At 34.9% G+C, this 26,731-nt stretch carries 19 protein-coding genes and 1 other RNA gene; 4 read left to right on the top strand and 16 right to left on the bottom strand.

Annotated elements, in window-relative coordinates:
* Entirely contained in the window at positions 1–1,416 is a 1,416-nt protein-coding gene (aroA, locus tag HMPREF0634_RS04360; RefSeq protein ID WP_007789463.1) for a 3-phosphoshikimate 1-carboxyvinyltransferase, read from the bottom strand.
* Positions 1,417–1,429: 13 nt separating this feature from the next.
* A complete protein-coding gene (locus HMPREF0634_RS04355) occupies positions 1,430–1,648 on the bottom strand; it encodes a hypothetical protein (RefSeq protein ID WP_040565755.1) in 219 nt (72 codons plus the stop codon).
* Between the two features lie 233 nt (positions 1,649–1,881).
* Here HMPREF0634_RS04355 and HMPREF0634_RS04350 point away from each other — a divergent pair, with 233 nt between their 5' ends.
* The gene (locus tag HMPREF0634_RS04350; protein ID WP_040565754.1) at positions 1,882–2,562 is read left to right on the top strand and encodes a hypothetical protein; all 681 of its coding nucleotides are present in this window, start codon (positions 1,882–1,884) and stop codon (positions 2,560–2,562) included.
* A gap of 171 nt (positions 2,563–2,733) precedes the next feature.
* On the opposite strand, the gene HMPREF0634_RS04345 is transcribed toward HMPREF0634_RS04350, so the two are convergent.
* The 4 genes from HMPREF0634_RS04345 to HMPREF0634_RS04330 form a co-directional block, all read right to left on the bottom strand.
* A complete protein-coding gene (locus HMPREF0634_RS04345; protein WP_007789480.1) occupies positions 2,734–4,887 on the bottom strand; it encodes a PTS transporter subunit IIABC in 2,154 nt (717 codons plus the stop codon).
* Between the two features lie 155 nt (positions 4,888–5,042).
* Positions 5,043–5,924, bottom strand: coding sequence for a BglG family transcription antiterminator LicT (gene licT, locus HMPREF0634_RS04340; RefSeq protein ID WP_007789357.1), 882 nt, complete (start codon positions 5,922–5,924; stop codon positions 5,043–5,045).
* 313 nt (positions 5,925–6,237) lie between these two features.
* Positions 6,238–9,771 (bottom strand): pyruvate:ferredoxin (flavodoxin) oxidoreductase, encoded by a 3,534-nt coding sequence (gene nifJ / locus HMPREF0634_RS04335; RefSeq protein ID WP_007789355.1) that lies wholly within the window; start codon positions 9,769–9,771, stop codon positions 6,238–6,240.
* Between the two features lie 585 nt (positions 9,772–10,356).
* Positions 10,357–12,120: a GAF domain-containing SpoIIE family protein phosphatase gene (locus tag HMPREF0634_RS04330; RefSeq protein ID WP_007789457.1), complete on the bottom strand. Its 1,764-nt coding sequence runs from the start codon at positions 12,118–12,120 to the stop codon at positions 10,357–10,359.
* 135 nt (positions 12,121–12,255) lie between these two features.
* On the opposite strand from HMPREF0634_RS04330, the gene HMPREF0634_RS04325 reads away from it, so the two are divergent.
* Complete coding sequence (locus HMPREF0634_RS04325; RefSeq protein WP_007789427.1) at positions 12,256–12,720, top strand: hypothetical protein; 465 nt, start codon at positions 12,256–12,258, stop codon at positions 12,718–12,720.
* A gap of 243 nt (positions 12,721–12,963) precedes the next feature.
* On the opposite strand, the gene HMPREF0634_RS04320 is transcribed toward HMPREF0634_RS04325, so the two are convergent.
* The 10 genes from HMPREF0634_RS04320 to HMPREF0634_RS04280 form a co-directional block, all read right to left on the bottom strand.
* A complete protein-coding gene (locus tag HMPREF0634_RS04320; protein WP_007789412.1) occupies positions 12,964–14,199 on the bottom strand; it encodes a BaiN/RdsA family NAD(P)/FAD-dependent oxidoreductase in 1,236 nt (411 codons plus the stop codon).
* Between the two features lie 106 nt (positions 14,200–14,305).
* Entirely contained in the window at positions 14,306–15,100 is a 795-nt protein-coding gene (locus tag HMPREF0634_RS04315; protein WP_007789374.1) for an HAD hydrolase family protein, read from the bottom strand.
* Positions 15,101–15,184: 84 nt separating this feature from the next.
* Positions 15,185–15,715 (bottom strand): hypoxanthine phosphoribosyltransferase, encoded by a 531-nt coding sequence (hpt, locus tag HMPREF0634_RS04310; RefSeq protein ID WP_007789402.1) that lies wholly within the window; start codon positions 15,713–15,715, stop codon positions 15,185–15,187.
* A gap of 26 nt (positions 15,716–15,741) precedes the next feature.
* Positions 15,742–16,746 carry an aspartate--ammonia ligase gene (asnA, locus tag HMPREF0634_RS04305; RefSeq protein WP_007789475.1) on the bottom strand — a complete coding sequence of 335 codons (1,005 nt, stop codon included), beginning with the start codon at positions 16,744–16,746 and terminating at the stop codon, positions 15,742–15,744.
* A 76-nt stretch (positions 16,747–16,822) separates the two neighbouring features.
* Positions 16,823–18,052 carry a DUF3798 domain-containing protein gene (locus HMPREF0634_RS04300; protein ID WP_040565753.1) on the bottom strand — a complete coding sequence of 410 codons (1,230 nt, stop codon included), beginning with the start codon at positions 18,050–18,052 and terminating at the stop codon, positions 16,823–16,825.
* A gap of 10 nt (positions 18,053–18,062) precedes the next feature.
* A complete protein-coding gene (locus tag HMPREF0634_RS04295) occupies positions 18,063–19,166 on the bottom strand; it encodes a DUF3798 domain-containing protein (protein ID WP_040565752.1) in 1,104 nt (367 codons plus the stop codon).
* A 75-nt stretch (positions 19,167–19,241) separates the two neighbouring features.
* Positions 19,242–20,264, bottom strand: a complete 1,023-nt coding sequence (galE, locus tag HMPREF0634_RS04290; RefSeq protein ID WP_007789473.1) for a UDP-glucose 4-epimerase GalE — start codon at positions 20,262–20,264, stop codon at positions 19,242–19,244.
* Between the two features lie 11 nt (positions 20,265–20,275).
* Complete coding sequence (locus HMPREF0634_RS09775; RefSeq protein ID WP_165480189.1) at positions 20,276–20,452, bottom strand: hypothetical protein; 177 nt, start codon at positions 20,450–20,452, stop codon at positions 20,276–20,278.
* An 8-nt stretch (positions 20,453–20,460) separates the two neighbouring features.
* Positions 20,461–22,440 carry a hypothetical protein gene (locus tag HMPREF0634_RS04285; protein ID WP_040565751.1) on the bottom strand — a complete coding sequence of 660 codons (1,980 nt, stop codon included), beginning with the start codon at positions 22,438–22,440 and terminating at the stop codon, positions 20,461–20,463.
* 14 nt (positions 22,441–22,454) lie between these two features.
* Positions 22,455–25,298, bottom strand: coding sequence for an SPOR domain-containing protein (locus HMPREF0634_RS04280; RefSeq protein WP_007789343.1), 2,844 nt, complete (start codon positions 25,296–25,298; stop codon positions 22,455–22,457).
* 143 nt (positions 25,299–25,441) lie between these two features.
* On the opposite strand from HMPREF0634_RS04280, the gene rnpB reads away from it, so the two are divergent.
* Positions 25,442–25,774, top strand: an RNA gene (rnpB, locus tag HMPREF0634_RS09370) — RNase P RNA component class A.
* A gap of 138 nt (positions 25,775–25,912) precedes the next feature.
* Positions 25,913–26,650, top strand: coding sequence for a glycoside hydrolase family 73 protein (locus tag HMPREF0634_RS04275; protein ID WP_007789345.1), 738 nt, complete (start codon positions 25,913–25,915; stop codon positions 26,648–26,650).
* The last annotated feature ends 81 nt before the right edge of the window (positions 26,651–26,731 follow it).

Genomic DNA, 26,731 nt, shown 5'->3' with positions numbered 1-26,731 from the left:
CTACCTAACTTCAAATCCTAGTACTTTAAAGTCATCAAAAAAAGTCGGGTAAGACTTGTTCACAGCCTCTGCCCCCTCTATTATAAGTTGCCCATCTAATAGGCTTGCTGCTATACTTGATGCCATAACTATTCTGTGATCATTGAAAGAATTGACCCTATAAACCGGCAACTTCTTCCTGTCTCTACCAGATATAATCAAGTTCTTGCCTTTTAAGCAAGCACAAGCCCCTAGGCATTCAACCATACTTATAACCGACTCTATCCTATCACTTTCTTTTATTCTTAGCCTATCAATTCCTGTAAAAGAGCTCTCTCCCTCTGCAAATACAGCAAGTATAGCCAGGATTGGTAACATATCCGGTGTATCAGCTATATTTAGGTTCAGAGGCTTCCTTTGACCCGGTAGAACCTCTATATAAGAATCCTTGACCACAAGCCTTGCCCCATACTCTTTAAGTATTTCTATAATCCTCTTGTCACCCTGACTAGATTCCAAGTCAAGGTTTAATACCCTTATCCCCCTGAAAAGGGCTCCAATAGCAAGAAAAAAACCAGCATTTGACCAGTCTGATTCGGCCTTTATCTTATTAGACTTATAGGCCTGTCCCGGTTTAATGCTATAAGTTTTTATTATCCTATTTCTATCCCCATCAGCTAGGGATTCTCTACTATCGTACTCTTCTACCTCGACACCAAACAAGGACATTACATCCTTAGTCAAGTCTATGTATGGCTTGGATTCCAATTTATCCATGACATCTACCCTTAGCTTACCGTCCATAAGAGGACCAGCTAGAAGTAGACCAGAAATGTATTGTGATGATATATCCCCCCTAATCTGGAAATCAGATATTTTTTTAGGCTCTATATCCCTTTTTCTACCTATTCTATTCCTTATTTCTATAGGCAGACTATCAGAAGATATACTAAAGCCTGCCTGTCTTAAAGCCTGTGTTAAATCATCTATTGGCCTGGTCATTAGTCCATGTCGTCCTGTGAAGATATAGTCATCTGACAAGCTAGTTGCCAATGGAAGTAACATCCTAAGTGTAGACCCACTTTCCCTACAATCAACAATCTTCTCCCCATACTTTCCATCAGAACTAATATGGTCATGGTTTCCTTTGCTACCAATACTATGTGACATATTATCCGCTGGTATGGCCTCTACGGTCATCCAATCCTCTTCTATATAAATCTTAGCCCCCATCACTTCTAGGGCTGATATGGTAGCCATAATGTCTTCAGATAGCCCCTTATAGCTTATAGTGGACCTTCCTTGAGCAAGGCTAGCACATATAAGGGCCCTATGTATAAAAGACTTAGAACTTATAGCCTCAACTTCTCTAATAGGATTTTCTTTATAATCCACAATATCTAACCTATTAATGGTTACACTCTTGTTACTAGCCATAACTACACCCAAACTATCTAGAATTATACTTTCTTATCTTCTCATATACAATATTGCATAGGATAAAAAGTACAATAAATAAGAGGCTGTAATAAATTGTCATTTTTTCCCTATTATGACCGAACTGCTTAACTAAGTTTCCGTTCCCACTTTTAATCAAATAATCTATACCACAAACACCTATTGAAAACATCAAAGAGTTTGCAATCTGCTTTATTCTAACTTTTTTCATTTTAAGTATCTTCCCCTCTATAAAATCTAATTCTTTAATTAAGGTAATTATACCACAGTTGATAACTTGTTACAAAATGTAAAACATATTACGGAACTGTAATAGTAAATAACAGGCCTGTAATCTTTAAATACTAATTAATATGATAATATAATAGTATATAAAACTGATAAAAAGGTGTAATAACACATCAGTATAAATTTATTTTTCTTTATAGCAAAGGATGTGATTTTATGAAAAAGAAAGTATTGACAATAGCAATTATAGTAGCAGGAATCATTTCAATAGGTGGTATAGGTCTAGCCCTAAATGCCCATCAAGCATCAAACTTACTAATAAAAGAAAATGATACTATGTATGCAGAGGTAAAAGAACCTGTTTACGAAGATAATAATTACAAGCAGGATAATGAAGATATAGATAGCAATACACCTGTTAATAATCATGAAGATATAACTATTGATGAAGTTCAGTCTGGCTCAAAAGATACTTCACAAAATATAGATAAGGCAAAAAATAAGGATCTAGTAATAAATAAAACTAGCAGGGATATTGCTAAGAGACCGGCACATAAAATCGATGCTAAAGCAGTAGCGGATGATAAGTCACTAGCAAAAGACCAAGTAAAGAAGGAAGATGGCCAAAATCCAAAAGAAAACTTGCAAAATGACCAAAATTCTTCTAAGCCTGCAGGCCTAAGCAGAGAGGATGCTTTAAACTTGTTAAAGGAAAAAAATAGCAAGGTAGACTACAGCTACATGGGTGATGAAAATACTTACAGTGTATTGAAAGAAAAGGGTCATGAAGGTTATGTATTCCTACCAAATGCACCAACTGATTTAGGTATGTTCGTTAACAAAAATACTAAAGAGATATACTATTTCCATCCATCAGGCTATATGGATATATATTAAATAATAATAAACTTTATATAATAGCCAATTCAATCTTTAATAATCAGTCAAAAAACAGGTAGACATTCCATAATTGTGGATATCTACCTGTTTCTATTTTAGACTAAGCCTATGGCAAGTCTTTTTATCTTAAATTATATTATTATACACTAGACTATATATCTTGTAATACTACTTACAAGCTACCCTGTCCTTCTGTCCAGCTTCAACCTGACCTGGCACAAGTTCAATCTTCTTGCTTGCATCCAGGTTAGTAAAGATTACTGGAGTAACTGTAGGATATCCCTCAGCCTGGAATACAGCCTTGTCCATGTGGGCCAACTTATCACCGGCCTTAACCTTCTGTCCCATTTCACAGAATAGTTCAAATCCCTTACCATCCATTTTGACAGTATCTATACCCATGTGGATCAATACTTCAAGACCATCTTCTGTAGCAATTATTATCGCATGCTTAGTTGGGAATATCATACCTACTTCACCACTTACTGGAGCGTATATATCTCCATCAGCAGATTCAACAGCAAATCCTTCACCCATTAGTTTCTGTGAAAATACATCATCAGGAACCTGACTTAAATCAAGCAAGTCTCCATTTGCTGGAGAAACTATTTCCAAACTAGATTCTCCAAGTTCAACTTTCTTTTCTTCTTCAAGCATGGCACCTTCACTTAACTTACCGGCAGCCAACATATCCCCATAAGCATCTTCAACATTAGATCTTTCCAAGTATTCTTCAAGGTTAGACTTTATGATTGTTACCCTAGGACCATATATTACCTGTACTCCTGCTCCTGCCTTTACTACACCAGCAGCACCAGTTCCCTTTAAGACATCATCCTTAACAAGTCCTGAATCCTTTACAGTACACCTTAATCTAGTGATACAGCAATCAACTGATTCTATATTAGACTTTCCACCTAGACCATGTACTATAGCCATTGATAGGTCATCGTCAGCATTTGCCACCTTGTCTCCTGTAGTATTTTGCTCCTTCTTGGCATTTACATCAGCCTTGGTATATAGCTTAACTTCTGCATTGTCATCTTCTTCCCTACCTGGAGTCTTTAGGTTGAACTTCTTGATTAAGAAGCTAAATAGGAAGTAGTAAACTACGAAATAACCTATACCAACTACAAGTACCATCAACCAGTTAGTTCTAGCATTACCTGGAAGGATACCAAATAGAGTCAAGTCTATTAAACCACCAGAGAAAGTCATACCTACACCAACCTTGAATATGTGCATTAGCATATAGGCTGCACCTGCAAATATACAGTGAATTAGGTATAAGAATGGGGCAACAAATAAGAATGTAAATTCTATTGGCTCAGTGATACCTGTTAAAACTGATGTAAGAGCAGCCGAGAATAATAGACCTCCAACAATCTTTTTCTTTTCTGGCTTAGCTGTCCTATACATAGCAAGGGCTGCACCCGGTAAACCAAATATCATTAGTGGGAACTTTCCAGACATAAACCTTGTAGCAGCTACACTAAATACTGATGTATTCGGGTCTGCAAGCTGGGCAAAGAATATATTCTGTGCACCCTCTATCATCTTGCCACCAACTTCCATTGTACCACCAACTGATGTCTGCCAGAATGGTAGGTAGAAAACATGGTGTAGACCAAATGGAATAAGGATTCTTTCCATGAAACCATATACCCAAGTACCAAAGTAACCAGAAACCCTAACTATTTCTCCTACAGCATTGATACCAACCTGTACCGTAGGCCATACGTAGAACATGGCTATACCTACTACTAGGTATACAACTGCAGATATAATTGGCACAAACTTAGTACCGGCAAAGAAAGACAGTGACTGTGGCAACTCTATCTTATAGAACCTATTGTGTAGGTAGGAAACACCTAGACCTACTATAATACCTCCGAATACACCCATCTGTAGTGACTCAATACCAACTGTAGTAGCTACAGAACCTGCCAACATCTTGTCTGCCCCACCATGAACTGTAATCATGGCACCTATAGCAGCATGCATGATAAAGAAGGCAAGCGCACCAGCAAGTGCTGCAACAGCCTTTTCTGCCTTGGCCATACCTATAGCAACACCCATGGCAAATAAGATAGGCAGGTTGGCAAATACTATATTACCTGCACTGTTCATAACAGTAAGTATAGAGTTTGCAAAAGTACCAGGACCTAATACTCCCATTAAATTATAGGCTTCCAACATTGTAGTATTGGTGAAGGAACCACCTATACCAAGGAAAAGCCCTGCAACTGGTAGAATTGCTATTGGAAGCATAAAAGATCTACCAATTCTTTGTAAAACTTCAAAAATTTTACCCTTGTCCATAATAACCTCCTAAAAAAATATAAATATAAAATTGAATCCTTTAGAACTATTGTTCATAAGATAATCAAATAAAAAAGACTTAAGTATATAGGAATACATGAAAACTTGAACACAAAATAATAGTGTTCTTAACACTTCATAACACACCTATACACCTAAGTCTTGCCTTCTTCAGTAACAACCTTAGTCCTATAAGATTTTTTTGTAACTCTATCGATATGTAGGGTTAAATATAATTTCTCATCATTCCCAATTTCATAAAAATAATTATTCATTATATAATCATTAATCTTTTCTACACACCCATAGGCTTCACAATATTTAATTTTAACTAATTCCAACAAATCATCATTATTATCATCCAGTCGCCTGTTCAAAAGAACCCTCTTTGCAAAAAATCGCACATGTGTAACCAGACGGTCATAATCCAAATCGTCTTCCTTGTATTCTATTTTATAATAATATCTAATAATATTCAAGACATCTTTCAAAATTTTTAGAACTTTTATATCTTCCTGATACTTCTCGGAATTTCCCTGGTAATATGAATTTACTATATGGATGGCTATAAAACCGGCCTCATCCTCAGGCATATCTATACCAAATTTATTATTTAAGTAATCTACTGCCAACTTACCGGCTTCAAACTCCCTCTTATATATCCTCTTTATTTCATACAGAAAAGTATTCCTAACAAGTATACCCTCATTAAACCTCTTGATAGCGAAAGCTATATGGTCTGTAAGAGACAAATATATATACTTATAAAGGTCTTCTCCCAGGAACTTTTCAATTTTACCTATTATCTCACTGGTAACATCAAATATATAGGGGTCTATTTCTTCTGTCAGGGCAATCAGCCTCTTTTTGACACTGGTATCATCAGATATAAATTTCTTTTCCACCTTATCTATATCAACAACCATGCCTTTTTTCTTCTGGAAGCCCAGGCCCTTGCCTGTTAGAATATATTCTCTATTTTTAAATTCATCATAGACCAAGACTACATTGTTATTAAATACTTGTTTTATTAACATATTCTCTACCTCCATACTTTTAATTAACTTACCCTATATACTATAGATTATCACAAATAGGATTTTTTTGTACATTTTTTGCCAATATTTTTTATATATTATAAACATTTGCATCTATTTGCATAGATACCGATTTAATTGCAAAAAGGGCTGATTACATTTCATATGTTTAACGTGAAACTTACCCTATAAGATTAGCTTTTATAAAAGATAAGAGGAGACCAGACACTCCTTTTTATATATTGGAATATCTGGTCTCCACTTGTTTGAGATTTACTAATAAGTCTAATCCCACTTAAATATATACTTATTCTTATCTATCTGCTAAAGCCTTGTAACCTTCATATCTTTCTCTAGCATTCTGTTCAGCAAGAGCGAATAATTCTTCACTTTCTTCTGGGAACATCTTAGCTATTGAAGCATACCTGTTCTGACCCATGATGAATTCTCTGAATGATTCAGTTGGTTCCTTAGAATCAAGTATAAATGGATTCTTGCCTTCAGCCTTAAGCTCAGGGTTAAACCTGTATAGGTGCCAGTATCCACACTTAACTGCATCAGCTTCGTTTTCTACTGATTTACCCATACCCTTTCTAATACCATGATTGATACATGGAGCATAAGCTATTATTAGAGATGGTCCATTGTGCTTTTCGGCTTCTATGATAGCCTTAAGTACCTGGTTCTTATCAGCACCCATTGCAACCTGAGCTACATATACATTACCGTATGTGGCAGCCATCATACCAAGGTCTTTCTTCTTAGACCTCTTACCTGCAGCAGCAAACTTAGCCATAGCAGCTACTGGAGTAGCCTTAGAAGACTGTCCACCTGTATTAGAGTAAACTTCTGTATCGAATACCAATACATTTATATCTTCTCCTGAAGCTAATACGTGGTCAAGTCCACCGTAACCGATGTCATATGCCCAACCGTCTCCACCAAGGATCCAGTTTGATCTCTTAACGAAGTAATCCTTTAATTCGGATAACTGACCTGTAAGTTCTGTGAACTTTCCTTCTGCTAGATACTTGTCAACTAGACCTTCAAATGCTTCACTTGTTGCAACTGTAGTATCACCATTGAACATATTAGCAAGGTAGTCATTTATTATAGCCTTGTCAGCTTCTGGAGCTAGACCTACTAACTCTTCTGCTAGTGACTTAACCCTATTTCTTAACTGCTTAACACCTAGATACATACCATATCCGTATTCAGCATTATCTTCGAATAATGAGTTTGCCCATGATGGACCCTTACCTTCGTGGTTAACTGTATAAGGTGTTGATGGAGCAGACGCACCCCAGATTGATGAACAACCTGTAGCATTGGCAACCATCATTCTTGGTCCAAACAATTGAGTAACAAGCTTCATGTAAGCTGTTTCACCACAACCTGCACATGCACCTGAGAACTCAAGAAGTGGCTGTCTGAACTGTGATCCCTTAACTGTAGTTGGAGCCATAACATTTGGCTTAGCTGATACCTTTTCAAAGTCAGTTGCAAAGTACCAGTTAGCTTCCTGAGCTTTCATCTGTTCTTCCATAGGCTTCATGATTAAGGCCTTAGTCTTAGCTGGACATATGTCAGCACAGTTACCACATCCTGTACAGTCCATTGCTGATACCTGGATTCTGTACTGTAAGCCTTCTAGACCCTTACCAGCAGCCTTCTTAGTTTCAAATCCTTCTGGTGCATTGGCAACTTCTTCTTCAGTTAATAAGAATGGTCTAATTGCAGCATGAGGACATACTAATGAACACTGGTTACACTGGATACAGTTATCTATCTGCCATTCAGGAACGTCAACAGCTATACATCTCTTTTCGTATGCTGCAGTACCCTGTGGGAAGTGACCGTCTTCACGACCATTGAAGGCAGATACTGGTAGAGAATTACCTTCAACTGCTGTCATAGGTCTAAGTATATTCTTGATGAACTCTGGTTCACCTATAGTAGCTAATTCTGCTTCATCAACTGCATCAGCCCAAGTAGCTGGTACATCAATCTTAACTAGGGCATCTATACCCTTATCAACAGCTTCGTTGTTCATATTAACGATCTTGTCACCCTTCTTACCATAAGTCTTCTTTATAGAATCCTTTAGGTAAGCCACGGCATCTTCTACTGGTATGATATCTGCCAACTTAAAGAATGCTGACTGACAAATCATGTTTATTCTATTTCCTAGTCCTATTTCTTTTGCTATATCTACAGCATCAATAGTATAGAACTGTATTTCATTTCTAGCTATATATCTCTTAAGAGCAGCTGGTAGGTGTGTATCTAATTCTTCTGGAGTCCAGATAGTGTTAAGTACAAATATACCACCCTTTCTTAAGCCCTTGATTACGTCATACTGGTGTACATAGCTCTGCTTATGACAGGCAATGTAATCAGCTTCATCAAGTAGGTAAGTAGACCTGATTGGAGTATCACCAAATCTTAAGTGAGACATAGTTATACCACCAGACTTCTTAGAGTCATAGTCAAAGTATGCCTGTACATACTTATCAGTATTATCACCAATAATCTTTATAGCCTGCTTATTAGCACCTACAGTACCATCAGAACCTAGACCCCAGAACTTACATCTTACTGTTCCTGGATGAGCTATTCTAACTTCCTTGCTAGCCTTGATTGAGTGATGAGTTACATCATCAATAATGCTTAGAGTGAATCTATCCTTTGGCTTGTCAGAAGTCAAGTTCTCAAATGCTGCCAATAGGTCTGTTGGTATAGTATCCTTTGAACCTAGACCATATCTACCACCTATTATCATAGGAGCATTTTCTCTTCCATAATAGATATCTCTAACATCTAAGTATAGAGGTTCTCCATTAGCACCTGGTTCCTTTGTTCTATCTAGTACAACTATTCTTTCAACTGTCTTAGGCATAGCTGCTAGGAAGTGGTCCTGAGAGAATGGTCTGTAAAGGTGAACCTTAACCATACCATACTTACCACCATTTGCATTTAATTGATCTATCAATTCTTCAGCTGCCTCTGTAACAGATCCCATAGCAACCATTATATACTTGGCATCTTCAGCACCATAGTAGTCAAATAGACCGTGCTTTCTTCCTGTCATTTCAGACATTTTTTCCATATACTTTTCAACTATACCAATCATGTTGTCATAGTACTTGTTTGATGCTTCTCTAGTCTGGAAGTAGATGTCAGGGTTCTGAGCAGTACCCCTAGTTACTGGAGAATTTGGAGAAAGAGCTCTGTCTCTGAAATCCTTAACAGCATCAAAGTTTAATAACTTAGCATAGTCTTCATTTTCAAATAATTCTACCTTCTGTATTTCGTGAGATGTTCTGAAACCATCAAAGAAATGTATAAATGGTAGCCTACCTTCAATAGCTGCATAATGAGCTACTGGAGCTATATCTGCAACTTCCTGAACAGAACCAGATGCTAGTAAACAACATCCTGTCATTCTAGCTGACATAACGTCCTGGTGGTCACCAAATATTGATAGTGCCTGAGCTGCAAGTGCTCTAGCTGACACGTGGAATACACCTGGTAGTAATTCACCTGCACACTTGTACATGTTAGGTAACATCAATAATAGACCCTGAGATGCAGTATAAGTTGAAGTAAGTGCACCTGATGCCAATGAGCCGTGGAAAGCACCTGCTGCTCCACCTTCAGACTGCATTTCAACTACCTCTACAACCTGTCCGAAAATATTTTTTCTACCCTGTGATGCCCATTCATCAACAACTTCTGCCATTGTAGATGATGGAGTGATTGGATATATAGCAGCTACATCTGTAAAACTATAAGATACGTGGGCAGCAGCTGTATTACCATCAACTGTTTTCATAAATTTAGCCATTTTTTTCCTCCTTAAGAAAATAAGAATAAGTATATTGTTTCTTGTATACAATATGGAATACACTAAAAGTCTCTTGATCTTCTTTAATGACAACAATATAAATAAATTATATACTAGTCGCATTTGATAATACAAAAACTTAAAAATAGTGTATACTAAATTAATTAATAAAATTTACAATTAGAATGGTTAGGAAAACTTTTTTAAAGTTTTTCTGCCTTTCTAAACGTTCAAACTCATTATACTAAAAAAAAACAAAAAATCAACTTAATAAGAAAAATTCATTTGTCTATTTATAGTCATTCAAAATGTCAAAATGCGACTTGAATTAAACACTCTGTTTATATAGTATTATATGATTTTCCCATTTCAATTCAAGATAACACTTCTCTATTAATATTAAATAGATTATATTCATATATCTTATCTTTTTAATTATTCCCATTTTTTTCATAAAAAAACAAGTTAATTGGCGTTAAACAATTAACTTGTTTTTGTTGGTTTTTTGCGTATAGTTTATCAATTAATAATCCTTATCTCATTTGAAATTATATATGCTATAGTCTAGAAACTGATAATTTACATCTACGACTTTATAGTAACAAGTAGGATATCATCTCTCTTCTCTTCATCATAAGTATTTTCTTTAATGGTCTTATCCAGTATATCCAAGAAGAATTCTTTTTTATCATCTATATGGTCTAAAAAGAATTTTTCAAGCCTAGACATACCAAACTCATCACCATTAGAATTTTTCAACTCTATTATACCATCAGTAAATAGCAATAAACCCTTCAAGTTTTCAATATTTAATTCCATATTTTCATACTTGGTGTCATCTAATATACCAACCGGTATACCCTTTTTATCGTCCTTAAAATACATTAGCTCATTGTCCTTATCTACCATTATTGGTAGGTAGTGGCCTGCATTGGATATAGTCATAACTCTTTCATGCCTACTAATAGTACCAACTAGGGCTGTAGAATAGACGCCCATCTTGTCAAACTCATCATAAAGATACTTATTCATCTTGGTTAATAAGTCTGCGGGACTGTCTACGTAGCTAACCAAGGCATTAAAGGCCCCTTTCATAGTAGCAACTATATAGTTGGATATTATACCGTGCCCCATTACATCGGCAATTATAAATACAACATTGTCGTTTGTCTCAATAGCATAGTGGAAGTCCCCCCCTACGACCTTGGCTGACTTGTGATAATAGAAGATGTCCTTACCATTAACCTTTTTTACATTGTTTTGTTTCATTATAAGTTCTTGCTGCTGTTTCAAAACATTAAGATCATTATCTATAGACCTATGTTTCTCATAATTGAGTGTATACTCATAGGACTGCATACTCATACCAATCTGTCTGGAAATGGCTGATAGGGTATTTTGGTCATCCTTTGTATATTTATTTTCACTTATACACCATAGTATTAGCTGGGTCTTTGAGTCTATTATAAATTTATAATATAGATAATATCTTGCTTTTTTTCCATTACTTTCAGCCAAGTCATCACTCTCTCCAAAGGCAGTCATCTTATTTTGCCTGATTATCTCTGGTATCAATTTATTCATATAGTTTGAATCTTCTATAGGGTCAACTATACTTATCTTCTGTCCTTGAATATCTCCATTACCATCCAAATTGTATATATTTAATAAACAGGAAGAACTATTTGTACTATTCTTAAGTATGGCTGCCATCCTTTTAAGATAATCATGCATATCCTTTGTAGAATAGAGTTGCTTTGAAGCATTATTTAAACTAGTCACTGAATTTCTCAGCTTATTGATTAGCTTATTAATACCATTGTTTTTCTCGGTAATTGAGATTGACAAGGTCATAAGTGAAGCCACCTGTGTAATAAAATCTATATCATCATCACTCAAAACATCTGTCTCACTTAGGTAACAAGTCATAAAACCTACAGTCTTATGGTTTATTACAAAGGGAAAAACGGCCCTACCAACATATTTTTCATTAGTTGCAAGTTCGACTTCCTTGGCGGCCCTAGGATCTTCAAATATATTTTCAACAATAACAACCTTCTGTTCTTCTACTGATTCATGTATGTAGTCTGGATATATATCAAAGTCTATCTTGACACCGTATTTTTTATCGGGTTTAAAAAGTTGAGGTATGTACTCAAGTGTTGCAGAGCAAACCAAGTGTGCATAATTATAATCATGCCCATAAAAAAGATTGACGCAGGCCTTAGTTGGATGCACAACATTAAGCATCTTGCTAATTATTAAGTCTTTAACTTCGTAAAAGCTATCTGCCCCTGTAACGATCTTGGTAATCTCAACAAGGTTTTTCATTCTCTCAATATTACGCATAATACTCTCCCCTCTTTAATAATAAGTATATTATACTATACTTTGGGAAAAAAAAGTAATTTTTGCAAATTATTTATTATCATAAACTAGCTTTTTCTATTTTTTTATTGTAAAATTAAAGTAGAGGTGATGCAGATGAAGTTTTTAGATCTTAGTTTAAAGCATCGTTACGACATCTATACCCGCACAAAAAAAGTATTGAGAAAGTACCAAAAAGGAATTGTATCTGGAAAACTAACAGCAGATAAATTTGCTGATAATATGTTAAAAGATAATTCCATGATAGCCTATTTAGAAGAAATAGGAATAGTTGTAACAGAATTCAGGGACGCCTATAAGGAATATGTACAAACCCTTATCCTAATACAAAACGACTGCTTGGCTTACCATAAGCAGAAATCACCTTCCTATTATTCAAAAAAAGCAGACTATACCAGTATTTTTAAACTAAATACCTTATTGACTGAAAGCGGTTACAATCTTTCTATACCCGCTCAATATCTAACTGAATGGGATGTAGATTGCATAGAAAGGTTTTTAGAAACGGGCAATATAGATATTGGTAACGAAAAGATTTACAATTATATTACTAACTTATAATTAGATCTTTAGTTCGCCCTATAAATCGATTAAATCATACGGTAGGATGAACTTGAGTATTTATTTTTCGGAAAATTGTCCAAGCCAATAAGAGGCCACTTCCTTCTTCCACTTTGATTTGCCCTCCAAGTCCCCATTTACATATCCTTGGAGTTGAATCAATCTGGAAGAGGTTGGTGACCTCTTTATACTTATTTTATATTTTTACTCTACCCTTAAAGGTATTATATTTTCCCAAATTTATTATTTTTCTCTAGCAGAACTTGTGCCAGCCAAATATCCTGTTGAAAAAGCAATCTGTAGGTTAAAGCCTCCAGTAAAAGCATTTACATCCAAGATTTCACCTGCAAAATACAGACCTTCCACTAATTTAGATTCCATGGTGCTCGGATTCACTTCCTTAACCTCTATCCCACCTTCAGTTATAATGGCCTCATCTATTGGTCTTAACCTTTTTATATCAAAGTCTATTCCCTTTATCAGGCTAAGAAGTCGGTGCCTTTCTTCCTTAGATACCTGATGGACTGGCTTTTTCCTATCTATACCTACCTTATCGATAATATAATCTATCATCTTCTTATGTAGGAGGTCTTTTAAGCCTGTTTCAAAACTATTATTGGAATACTTTTCAAAGTCCCTCAAAATCCTAGCATCTAACTTTTCATTCGACAGGGCTGGTTTTAGGTCTAAAAGAATCCTGTAATTATTTTTTTGGAAGTCATCTATATAACATGATGCCGACTTAATTACCGGTCCATCCAGACCATATTCTCTAAATTCAAGCTCACCAAAGCCCTGGTAAATTTCCTTACTATTTTTGTATAGTTTTATAGAAATATTCCTTAGATTAAGGCCTACCATGTCGCGCTTGATATCTTGAACAGTTTCCATACCTATAAGGCTTGGATAGAGATTGGTCACCCTGTGACCACATTCTTTTGCCATCGTATAACCATCCCCGGTAGACCCTGTAAGCGGATATGACTTACCACCAGTTGCTAATATTATCTTATCAGCAAATATCTTAGTTCCATTAGATAAAATAAGACCCTTAACCTTATTTCCATCTAGGAGTATGGACCTTACCTTGGCCCCTGTTTTAATATTTACAGCCTGGCTGTCTAGCATTTTCTCCATAGCCTTAACTACATCAATTGCCTTATCACTTAGTGGAAATACCCTGTTTCCTCTTTCAGTCTTTAACTTTAAACCAAAGGATTCGAATAGGTCTATAAGGTCGTCATTAGTGAAGGAATACAAGGAACTATACATGAAATTGCCATTCCTGTATATATTGTTTATTATAGTATCAAGGTCAGATGCATTAGTTACATTACACCTACCCTTACCAGTTATCCTGATTTTTCTACCCAATATTTTATTTTTCTCTATTATTGTAACATGGGCTCCTTCTCTTGCTGCAAAATAAGCCGCCATCATACCGGCTGCTCCAGCACCTATAACTACTACCTTCTTCATCTTAGTATTCACCTATATCCCTATAAATTATCTAGTATAAATCTTATAAAAATATCATATAAAATCTAGATATATAATAAATCCAATAATTTCTAATCTTTGTTTCCTAGTCTATCCAGCCAAAGTGCCTACATGCATATTCTATGCCACCATCATCAGCATCCTTAGTCACGAAGTCTGCTATTTTCTTCAGTTCTTCAACCGCATTTCCCATGGCAATAGATGTCCATTCTGGTCTAAACATTTTAATATCATTAGTATTATCACCAAATACAACTACATCCTGGTCTTCTATTCCCATCAGGTCCATAATCTTCCTAATACCCAAGGACTTGTCATCCGGTTCTATAACTATATAACCCGGCCTATACCTAGTATAGGTCACATTTTTTAAGGCCTCTAGCCCAGCCTCTTCTTCCGGATTTATACAGGCAAATCCCTTAAATATATCTTTGACCTTTCTGATGTCAAGGTTTGGATCAATTACTGTATCCATATAGTTCATTTTATCCTTTTCCATAATATCATAGAACTTCTTGGTCCTAGTATGCCATACCCTTTCATCAGCCATACATATAGCCCAAGGGATATTCTTTTCTTCAAAGACATCCACTATGTCTATCATCATCTGCCTGTCTAGTGGTTTTATATCTACCTGACCATTTAAAACTGTACCAAATCCACCGTCAGTCACCATATTGCTTATACCAAATTGATCGCAAAAGGGCTTGGTCATTGTGTACAGCCTACCTGTAGCCACACTTATAAAATGGCCCTTCTCTTTTAACTTATTTAGGGCGTACTCAGTTGACTCAGGTATATACTTTGGCATACCTATAGCAATCGTCCCATCTATATCAAAAAAGAAATACTTCTTCCTAAATTCCTTTTTACCTTCCATGACTTTCCCCTTCCAAAAAAACTGTACCATCATTATATCATATCAGGTACAGTTCTTATAAGCTATCGTAAAATATTTAATATATTAGTCTTCCACGTCCTCAACTATAGCAATGTATGGAAGATTTCTATACTTTTCATCATAATCAATACCATAACCTACTATAAACTTATCCTCTATTACAAAGCCTACATAGTCAACATCTACATCAACCTTTTTCCTGGCAGGCTTATTTAGTAGGGTGCATAATTTTAGGCTTCTTGGTTCCCTAGTCATAAGAGTATCATATAGATTTCTTAGAGTGATACCAGAATCTATTATATCTTCAACAATTAATACATTCTTATCCTTTATATCTACATCAAGATCTTTTAAAATTTTTACTGTACCAGACGATACAGTAGCACTTCCATAACTTGACACACTCATAAAGTCTATATTCACATTAAGGTCTATCTTTCTCATAAGGTCTGCCACAAAAACGCTAGCTCCCTTTAATATACCAACTAGCAGAAGGTCTTGTCCCTTGTAGTCTTTTTCTATCTGCTTAGCTAATTCAATAACCTTAGCTTCTATTTCTTCTTGACTAAACATAACACCAGTTAACTTATACATACTGCCTCCAATTTCTATACAAATAATTATAGTAGGTGGATACCTGCCTTGGCACAATCTCTAATCATACCATTTGGCCATATACCAACCTGGACTTCACCAATATGTGCTTTTCTAAGGAAGAACATGCATATTCTAGATTGACCTATTCCCCCTCCTATTGTGTATGGAAGGTCACCATTTAATAACTCTCTATGATAGTCAAATGACTTTCTATCCTCAGCACCGGCGATTTCTAGCTGCCTACTTAAGGCCTCTTCGTCTACCCTGATACCCATTGAAGATAATTCTATTACATCATCAAGGACTGGATTATAGAATAATAGGTCTCCATTTAGTTCCCAATCATCATAGTCTGGTGATCTACCATCATGTTTTTCGCCTGACTCCAATACTCCACCTATTCCTATCAAGAATACAGCCTTATGCCTCTTTACAATGGCCTTTTCCCTTTCCTTAGGAGTTAGGTTTGGCCATTCATTTTCTAAGTCCTGACTTGTAACAAAGGTAATCTTGTCAGGTAGTAAAGGAGTAAACTGGGGATATATACTTACTATATACCTATCAGCCCTCTTGAATACTTCATATATTTTTTCAACTATCCAAACTAGCTTTTCATATGTCCTATCTTCTTTTTTAATATGGTACTCCCAGTCCCACTGGTCAACATACAAAGAATGTAGGTTATCTAGTTCCTCATCCTTTCTAATAGCATTCATATCTGCATATATACCTTCATACACAGGTATATTGTACCTTTTTATAGCCATCCTCTTCCACTTTGCCAAAGACTGGACTATTTCTGCCTTCTTGTTCATAAATGGCACAACAAAACTTACTGGTGTTTCAACACCACTTAAGTTGTCATTGGTACCAGTTTCTGGAAGGACGAAAAGGGGTGAAGAGACTCTTAAAAGGCTTAACTCCTTACTTAGTTCCGATTGAAAAAAATCTTTTAAATTTTTTATGGCCTTTTGTGTTTCTAAAACACCTAGCTCACATTTATAATTTTCAGGTATTATCATTACCATTTTTTTACCTCCATTGAATCAATATCTCCATTATACTTATTAATAAACTACTTTGTCAATCTCAATGACTTATCAACTAATAAATATACTGGTCTGGGTACACAAACTTGTAGTTATTAGCACCCTTACCTACATTAGCAAAACCTGCATTAATATTAGTCCTAAATGTAGATATTTTTTCTAAAAAATACGGATTATAACATTTTTTAATATCCGTATCCTTTCCTGTAATATTTACAGCTAGTTCCAAGGCTGTCCTTAGGGTATGATTTTTAGGGTCTGCACTAGATGAACCAATCCTGTTACTAGAATTATTAATCCTGTTTAAGTATGTAGACACTTGTGAGTTCAAGTAGGCATATTCACACCTCTGCCTATGTATGTACTTAATACCAAACTTATTTAAGATATAAGTAAGCCTGTTTGGTTCAGATAGTTCTGACACATAGTACTTATTTTCTGTAATCCTACTAACCAAAACGTCATCAACCAATTTGCTGGTTGAGTAGTAGCTCACCTTATCACCATATTTTTTAGCAATATCATCAATTAGATTAGATATATAAGCCCTTTTTTGACCCTCTTCTAACTTTGGTAATTTTACTTCTTCATATGCCATATCATAGGACTTAGTTTCTTTTTCTAGACCTTCTATATTAGACTTTACTGTAGGTGACATATTTTCCTCATCTACTATAACTACAGTCCTATCTGCCCCCATAGTTTTAGCCAATTCAGCTATATTTTTCGTCCGATCTGACCTATCAGTCTTAAAGTTCATGTCAAAAGTATTTATTAAAGCCTTTGACAAGTTATTTTCACTTGCACCAGACTCCTTTTCATCAATATTTTTAATATCAGTAGTAGCCTGGTCAGCAGATAATAAGACTAGGTCTTTTCTCGACTTTTTAAGTTTATTTATGTCTGATATTATATCAAGATCAGATGTTGAAACTACCAAGGCCTTAATATCATTATTATTCTTTATCTTCACCAGAAGGTCATTCTTATCCTTTTTATAAGTTGACAAGCCCTTCTCTGGTAGAGAATAATTAATGATTTTTGCCTTTGTCAATTTGTTATTCAATTTAACATCATACTGTTCTTTTATTGACTGGGCCATATCATAAGTAGCAAAATCATCTTTTTTGCCATCTGTCAGTATAGCTATACTGGCCTCCTTGTCAGAGTCAGAATCCAGAATTTCTTTTTTAACCTTGTTATTATCTCCTGAACAGGCAGTAAGAGAGGCTAGAACTATTGCGAGGCTTGTAAATACACATATTTTTTTGAATATATTTTCCATAAGCACCTCCTTAATAAATTCTAGTCAGGAAGCTAAGCTCCCTGAAATACCCATAGGCAATTCCTAGGCTATCAAAGTTTAGACCAAGATTCAAATTAGTATTGGCCCTATTTAGTAAAGATATATTTGTATAACACTCTTCTAGGGTGAAATTTTTTTCATACATATAATTAGCTACTTCAATTACCAACTCAGTAGTTAGAGCCCTTCTTGATTCGGATATACCTGCTAGTTTACTTTTAAGCCCTCTCTTAGCAAGTTGATATGAAACCGCCTTGTCAAAATCTTCTCTTGACTTGTACTGGTCCATGCTTTTAAGGCCCAGTTTATTTGCCACTAGGTCTCCATCATTAGATGAGTTAATATTTGGCACTATAAACTTGTTCTTTATAAGATTATCTAGACAAAAGTCTGAATACATCTCATCAGATGGATAGATTGCAGTGCTAGACTTTGTATTTTCATCCATTGCATCCAATTTTTTCTGTAGGTCTTCTAACTTATCTCCGACCTCTTCTACAGTAAAATTAACTTGATATTTTTCAGCAACCAGTCTAGCCCTATTAATGTCTTCTATGATTTTTTTAGAAGTTGCATTATCCTTAGACACAAGATAAATAAAGTTCTTTGCCGACATTTCCTTGGCTGTTATAAGAGATTCTCTGCCAGAATATCTAGACTCTACAAGACCAATATCTATATTCTTATCCTTGGCAACCATGTACCTATCTATAGAAGATAGTTCACCAATTCCATTGGCTACTGTAACCACACCTGGTAGTTTTTTCTTTACCCCCTTAAAAACTGGCTCTAAGCCGCTCTTATTAGTGGATATAATGACTACCTTCACACTTTTATCTATATTATTTATGATTTTGTCGACATAATCCTTGCCAAAATTTCCCTTGGTATTCGGTAGGTAATTTATGGCAACCTTTCCGTTAGTCAAATACTTGGGGTCGACCTTAGTACCCTTATCTATATATACAGTTATTTCTGCCTTATTATCTGTCATGTCTAATGTATCCTTTTTTGTGTTTTGACTTTTATTGCATGCAGCCAGGCCGACTGCAATTATAGAAGCTAAACAGAACATCATTATTTTTTTTAACATTCTACACCTCTTTAGTTTACGCATATTCCTAGGTATCTATAGTTCAACTATAATATATGTTCAAGACTATAGTATCTATTCTTCATAACCTTTAGGATTATTTTTTTGCCATCTCCAAGAGTCCTGACACATCCTATCTATATCAAATTCAGCCCTCCATCCAAGGTCTCTTTCAGCCTTTGATGAATCTGCATATGACATATCTATATCCCCTTCTCTCCTTGGCCCAATCTTATATGGTATATCTTTTCCACAAGCCTTAGAAAAAGATTCAATAAGTTCCATTACACTATATCCCTGGCCAGTTCCTAGATTATAATAATCTAATCCTATCTTTTCACCAAGTAGTTTTTCTATTGCCTTTACGTGGCCCTTGGCCAGGTCAACAACATGGATATAGTCTCTTACACCAGTTCCATCCTTAGTCCTGTAGTCATTACCAAAGACATTTATATGTGGCAACTCTCCTATTGCAACCTTAGTTAAATACGGCATAATATTGGCTGGTATCCCACCGCAATCTTCACCTATAATGCCTGACTCATGGGCTCCAATAGGATTGAAATATCTTAGGATGATTGCATTTAACTTACTGTTAGCATGGCAGGCATCTTTTATAATTTCTTCTCCCATAAGCTTGGTAGTCCCATAAGGATTTGCAGTTGATAACTTGTAGTCTTCCCTAGCTGGTAGATCTTCAACTTCTAAATCTCCATAAACAGTTGCAGAAGAGCTAAATACAAAGTTATGCACATTGTACTTAGATATTATAGTCAACATATTTATTAGTGAAAGAAGGTTGTTATCATAGTACTTTAATGGATTGGCTACAGAGTCACCAACTGCCTTATAAGCTGCAAAGTCAACAACAGCATCTATATGATTCTCTTGAAATACTTTTTCCAAGTCGGAAGACCTGGTATCTATTTCATAAAATTTAAGAGTCTTAGATGTTATCTTTTCTATCCTGTCTATAACAGTCTTATAGCTATTAGATAGGTTATCTACTATTACAACACCATATCCTGAATTCAATAATTCAACAGCAGTATGACTTCCAATATAACCAGCTCCGCCGGCTAATAAAATATTTTTCATCCACTTACCTCCTATATCAGCTTACTAGAAACTTCCGGGTCAACTATTTCAATAATATTATCCCTATCAATATTAGTATCAGCTACTAGCAAGTCATCTAAATCTATTTCCTTATATTTCACACTTTTTTCTCTGGCTACAAAATTACATAAGCGAAATTCCTTTGCCATTATTTCATCTATTAACATAAGACCTCCTATCTATACCCACCAGTGAAATAGTATTCACTGTCTATCTTCATGCTTCCAAACTTCATAAGAGAGTATAGGTCTTCTATAATATCCTTTCTTAAGACCTTTGACTCTTTATTGATATTAAACTGTCTGAAAATATGGGTAGATTTTATCCTTTCCATTAGTTCTATCTTCAAGTTTTCTTCATCAAGTTGTCTGTAGTTTGGATAAAAACTGTAGTAAGTCTCAAATACCGTCTTTACAGTTTTAGCCACATAATGTGGAAGAAGATTATAAATTATATGTTCAAGTTTCTGGTAGGCCATATCTGCATGTAGGTCTATCTGGTATATTTGAGCTTCCCTTAACATTCTGATGCTTGATTTTCTCATTTCATCAGGTAGTATCATATATGACATCTTGTCTATAAGACCTATAATCCCGTTTATATCCATCTTTATATCATTTCTCAGGTCAAAGAAATGTCTCTGGAGTCTTGATATATCAGTCAAATCACAAGTCAAATCTAGAGACTTGAAGTATCTTTCTTCACTTCTCTCCAGTATATCTGACATATGTACTGTTATTAGGTCTATATTACTAAGCTGGTCCTGTAGGTCACTGTATAAATAGTTTATAAAGTCAACCTTGTCTGCCAGGTCAATATTATTATTCATCATATATGAATACTTGCTGTTCATATGATATATATGTCCAAAAAAATTGAATATCACCATATCTGACACTGACTTTATCCAGTTGTCATATACTTCATCAAGATTGGTGGTCTCTAGTAGGGACTTCTGGTATTCAGAAAAAATATTGGCAGATAGGTCCGTGATTATCTCCCTCTTCAAATTCATAATGACAAGTTTATCCTTGAATTTAATTTCTACACCAACAAATCCCTCACTTTCGAAGAGGTCTTCATTTACAGAAATATTAGATATAGAACTTTTTTCTATATCCAAGATACACTTGTCTTCTGCCTTCATTATTGATATATAATCATCATCTATCTCGATAAAGAAGGGCCTAAACTCCTTAGAAAAACCTATTGACTTATTTTCTATTGCCTTTAATGAATCAAATCCAACCTTTTTGGCTGAATCAGAGTCAATATAAAGTGTGAATACATCTTGTCCGTCATACACTATATAATTATCATCACCTATATAGTAGCTAGTAAAAAGAGACCTTTCCTTACACACTAATTCTTTCTTATTTTTCTTTTCATATAGAACATATAGGTCTTCATGTCTAATCAAAAACATATTCTTGTTTAAATATTCGTTAGACCTAAGCCTACCCGATAGTTTACAAAATACTATTGGGTCTTGGGCAGGCAACCTACCTATTTTCGAATTATTCTTTACTATTTCATCTATATTCTTTGGTATACTTGCCTTATTTATCCTACCCATGAAGCTAATATCCCTATATACTCTTGATTGGAAATCAATATAGAAATAGCCCTTTATATTCAACATATTGTCTGTATTGGTATAAGACTCAAGGTCATAAAGACTAAATTCAAACCTCTTCCCACTACTAACAAATACTAACCTGCTATCCTCATATTCTAAAATACCAGTATATAGGTCTCCATCAGCATTCATAATTAGGTTTCCACCCTGAATATCAAAGATGAACTTTTTAGAATTCTGTCCTATCTTTACCAATTCAAATAGGTCTAATACCATTATCAATGATGGGTATACCCTATAGGATTCGCCATCCTTAACCCTCATAAATGGTATGGAATCTGCAATTACACTTACACTATCCCCATCTATCTCTGTATATAACTTTTGGCCTTCTGTAGACAAGTCATAGTATATGTAATCTTCGTTTTCCCCTTGTAAAGAATCAACCTTGGAAACATAAATGTTTCCAAGGTTAGTAAATTGCAAATACTTGTCCTCAAGGTTGAAGTCAACTAATCCATTTAAGCTATATCCAGATTTTATTTTAAATACTACTCTTTCACTATCCTTTAACAAAACCTGTGACCTCCTTAATTATCCTTAAGCGCTTGTTCGTATATCTCATCTAAATTAGTAACATAAGATGCATTCTTTCCAGTTGAAGATATTTGATTCCTCAAATCATTGTAGTCAGTTTTCAACTGGTCCTTAGATAGGTTAGGTATCCTTATTTTATAGGCACTAATCTTCAAGTCATAGTACTTATTCTGACTAGCAATATAGTTCTGTATACCTTTTGCAGATATTGACTTTGACTTTGCATAAGCATCATTGTAGTCAAAGAATTCTCCTACCTTTAGCATATAGTAGCCTGCATTTCTAACGACCTGGGCCTGGACCCCCCTCTTGGCAAAATTATTTGCCACAGACTCAGCCCCATCCTTATCCTTAGTGGCACCCACAAAAACAGTATAGTAAATACCCTTACCATTTTTATACTGTTCTGCCTGCCTATCTAATTCACTGGCCCTGGTTTCATTTTCATCTCTAAGCTTTTCAGCCTCGGTCTTTTGTGTTATTTCAGCTGTTGACTTAGGATTGTCTTTTCCACTTGTATTTGTACCAGAAACTTTTTTCTCAACCTTCACATTTTTTGTTGTATTGTTAGTTTCCTCAACTGAAGGCATTGTAAACTGCTTTATAAAGAAAATATATGAAGAGAATAGGACTGCTATTATAACAATTATAATTATGCCATCCCTAGCCATCTTAGCCTTCGGTAGTACTTCCATAAAGCCTTCCTTTTGACCAGGATCAACTTCTTCTTTTAACTTTTTCTCTTCCCTTGCATCTTTTAATTTAGTAAACTTGGCAAAGAATTTGGAATCCTTGAACCTGTCCACAAGTCCAGGACCATCGTCTATATCGTCATATTCATCATCTTCACCATAATCTTCTTCAGGCTCTTTTACATGGCTTTCATCTGGAGAACCCTGTGAACCATGTCCTTCCAGGCTTTCTGAATTTTCTTTATTCATAGCTATCAACATTTCAAGTTCTTCAAAATCATCCTCTTTCTGTTCAGATGATTGACTGTCATCTGAAGAATAGCCTGCCTGATTTTGATCATCTAATCCCTGCTCTTGATTTTCTATATCGTCTTCTTGACTTCCTGTATCTTCTTGATTTTCATTCAACACTTCATAGTCTTTATACTTGTCATCTTCTTTGTGTAAGTCTCCATAAAAGACGGGTTTTGATTCAAGACTTTCTGTATGCCCTTTCTTAGGATACACACAGTCACCTTCTTCAAATACAATATCAGCCTTACCTGCTAGTGACTTGATGCCTGGTTTTATTATCTCTTCAGCTAAATGTCTTTCATCTATTAGCTCATCGTATTCTTTTTTGCTATCACTGACTTCCTTACGTCTATTCTTTTCCCTCATCATAAGTATAGCTAGGGCGTTTTCATCCTGGATTGATTTATCACCATTAAACAGGTTAGGATCTATGTCATTATACTCATCCTCATCCATATTTGAATACCTAGAGTACTCTTCTCCCCTATACTTCTTAGAAAAGAAATTCTTAAACTTGTCTGATATCCTATCTTTTTCATAATAGTCTTCGTCATCGTTGATTTCATCATAATTATACTCTTCAAATTCATCATCATAATACTCATCTGAAGCAGTATCATAATCCTGCCTATTCTTTTTCTTAAAGAGATTATCCTTTAATGAAGATATAAAGCCACCCTGATCTTCTTGTCCATAATGATCTATACCATCAACAATATTCTCTACTCTTTCTCCTATCGGAAGGTCCATTCCCATATCCAATAGGTCCATTTTCTGGGCAAAGTCTATCTTATCATAGCTAGTATCAACTACCTGTCTACCAAAGAAATTATTATTTTCTATATTGAAGTCTGATTTAACAAGCTTGTGACAAGCTGTCCACCTAGACTTGCTTAAAAATGTCTTGTTTCTTACAAGTCTTTCAACTACTTCTTTAAACTCATTTTCATCTATAAGACCTATAACCATCATCCTGAAAGTATTTATAAAATACTGCTTATTTTCATCAGAAATATAGTCCATTAAAAGAGCTACACATGAAACATAATCTTTTAAGCCTTCTGAAAAACCGTAAGCATCATCTTCTTCAATATCTTCAGCAAGTACTGCATCCCTGAATATATCATTGATTTTAACTGATATTTCAGGTGTACTTATCATTGATACATACTTGGTGAAACTTATGCACTTGTCTTCATCTGCCAGCTCGTATTCTTCCGATATATCGTCATCTTCTACCAGGGCTTCATCTGTAAACTCCTCTATTGGGGTTTCTTGACTGAAAAGTATCTCATTGATCATGGTGAATATTTCATTCATCAGGTCTATTTTAACCTCTTCAGTACTCATATCTAGAATATCCTTATACTTATCTACATTCCCAGAGATTACAGTGATAACCATTCCCAGAACATCCTTATAGATATTAAGTATCTTGTAGTCATTTTCTATCTTCTCAATTTTTTTAACACCTGAATTCTTGTCATAAGACATAAATATCTTTCTATCCTTATCATTTAGATGTTTATTACCATTCTTCATGGCCTTATTTACATACTGTCTAGAAGATGCTTTAATATTTTCTATACTTTTTTCAACAGACTGGTGACCCTGTATAAGGTCATTCTGTATCCACATTTCAAGTATATACTCTAATTTTTTAATTATTGACTTGTAATATATTATATTGTATCTTAAAAGTTCTATATATTTTTCTTCATTTTCATCTACTTTTTCAAATTTATTTTTAAGCGTTTCATTTAAGTTGCTGTTCATAGCAAACTTGTCATCAATATATCTTTCATTGACTTCAAGAACAGCTAACCTAATTAATTCTCTGCTATTATTCAATGTATTCACTCCTTATTAGTTTTTTATTACTAAATTTCAGTTTATCATTACTATTATAGCATATTTTCTATTATTAGATTCAAACTATTTAAAATTAGTTAATAATATTTGCATATAATTTGTCTTTTTGATATAATTGTCAACAAGTATAGCAGGTGATCGCAGGTAGAAATACGTGAGGAAAGTCGGAGCTCCATAGAGCAGGGTGCTAGGTAACGCCTAGTGAGAGCGATCTTAAGGATAGTGCAACAGAAATAAACCGCCCTTATAGGTAAGGATGGAAAGGCGAGGTAAGAGCTCACCAGCATATAGGTGACTATATGGCTATGTAAACCCCACCTGGTGCAAGGCCAAGATAGGAATAAGAGATGTTGCTCGCATCTCCCGGTAGGTAGGCCGCTTGAGCCTATTGGTGACAATAGGCCTAGAAAGATGATCATCAAATACAGAACTCCGCTTATAGCTATACTTAACAAAGAGACTGTGGCCTTCCACAGTTTTTTTGTTATAACAAGGGTATTTTTCAACTTATATTACCATAAATTAAGCTTTATGATTTATCCTTATTATTATGACTTAGTAAACTAATTATAGATTCTATATAAAAGGATCAATTGGTAGTTATTGGAGGTGATTTTATAACTAGTTTAGACAGAAGAGTTAGAAAGAAAAAAATACAAGCTAGTGGAAAAAATAACAAGTATAAGCAGAAAAATCGAAAATCTAAGACCAGTAAAAAAGCTAAAAGACCAAAAAGATTTTTTCGCCTTATCATACTATTAGTTCTTATCATTTTTGCCTATACTTTTGCAAACTTATTTAGTTATTTTGATAATATAGATACTAAAATTATGACAGAAAATAATAGGAGTAACCAGGAATTTATAGATAGTCTAAAGGAAATTTCTATTGTTGAGTATAGAAAAACTGGCCTACTTCCTTCTGTAACAATTGCCCAGGCCATATTAGAGTCAAATTGGGGTAGGTCTAAATTAACGAAAAATGCCAACAACCTTTATGGTATAAAGGCAGACGCCTCATGGCATGGTGACAAGGTATTATTTAATACTAAGGAATACTATAACAGCCACGTAAATGCATACTTTAGAAAATATAATTCTTGGGCGGATAGCGTAACTGATAGGTCTAATTTTTTGATGAAAAATAAGAGGTATCTGAAGTCAGGACTTTTTGAAAAAAATACCTATCGTGCCCAGGCTCAGGCACTTGAAGATGCTGGTTATGCAACTACTACAAATGCTAAAGGAGAAAAAATATACGCTGATAAACTCATATCAATTATAAAAAATTACAACTTGTATGAGATAGATTATAGTGTTAAGCCTAAATAAAAATCTTTAAAAGCGTTTTATCTATTTAATCGATTGCTTATTATAAACATATTAGTCTAATTCAATAAAATGGGAGTATGT

The organism is Peptostreptococcus stomatis DSM 17678 (assembly GCF_000147675.1).
GTDB lineage: Bacteria > Bacillota > Clostridia > Peptostreptococcales > Peptostreptococcaceae > Peptostreptococcus > Peptostreptococcus stomatis.
Note: the sequence above shows the minus strand (reverse complement) of the source record. Positions and strands in the feature narration are given on the sequence as shown.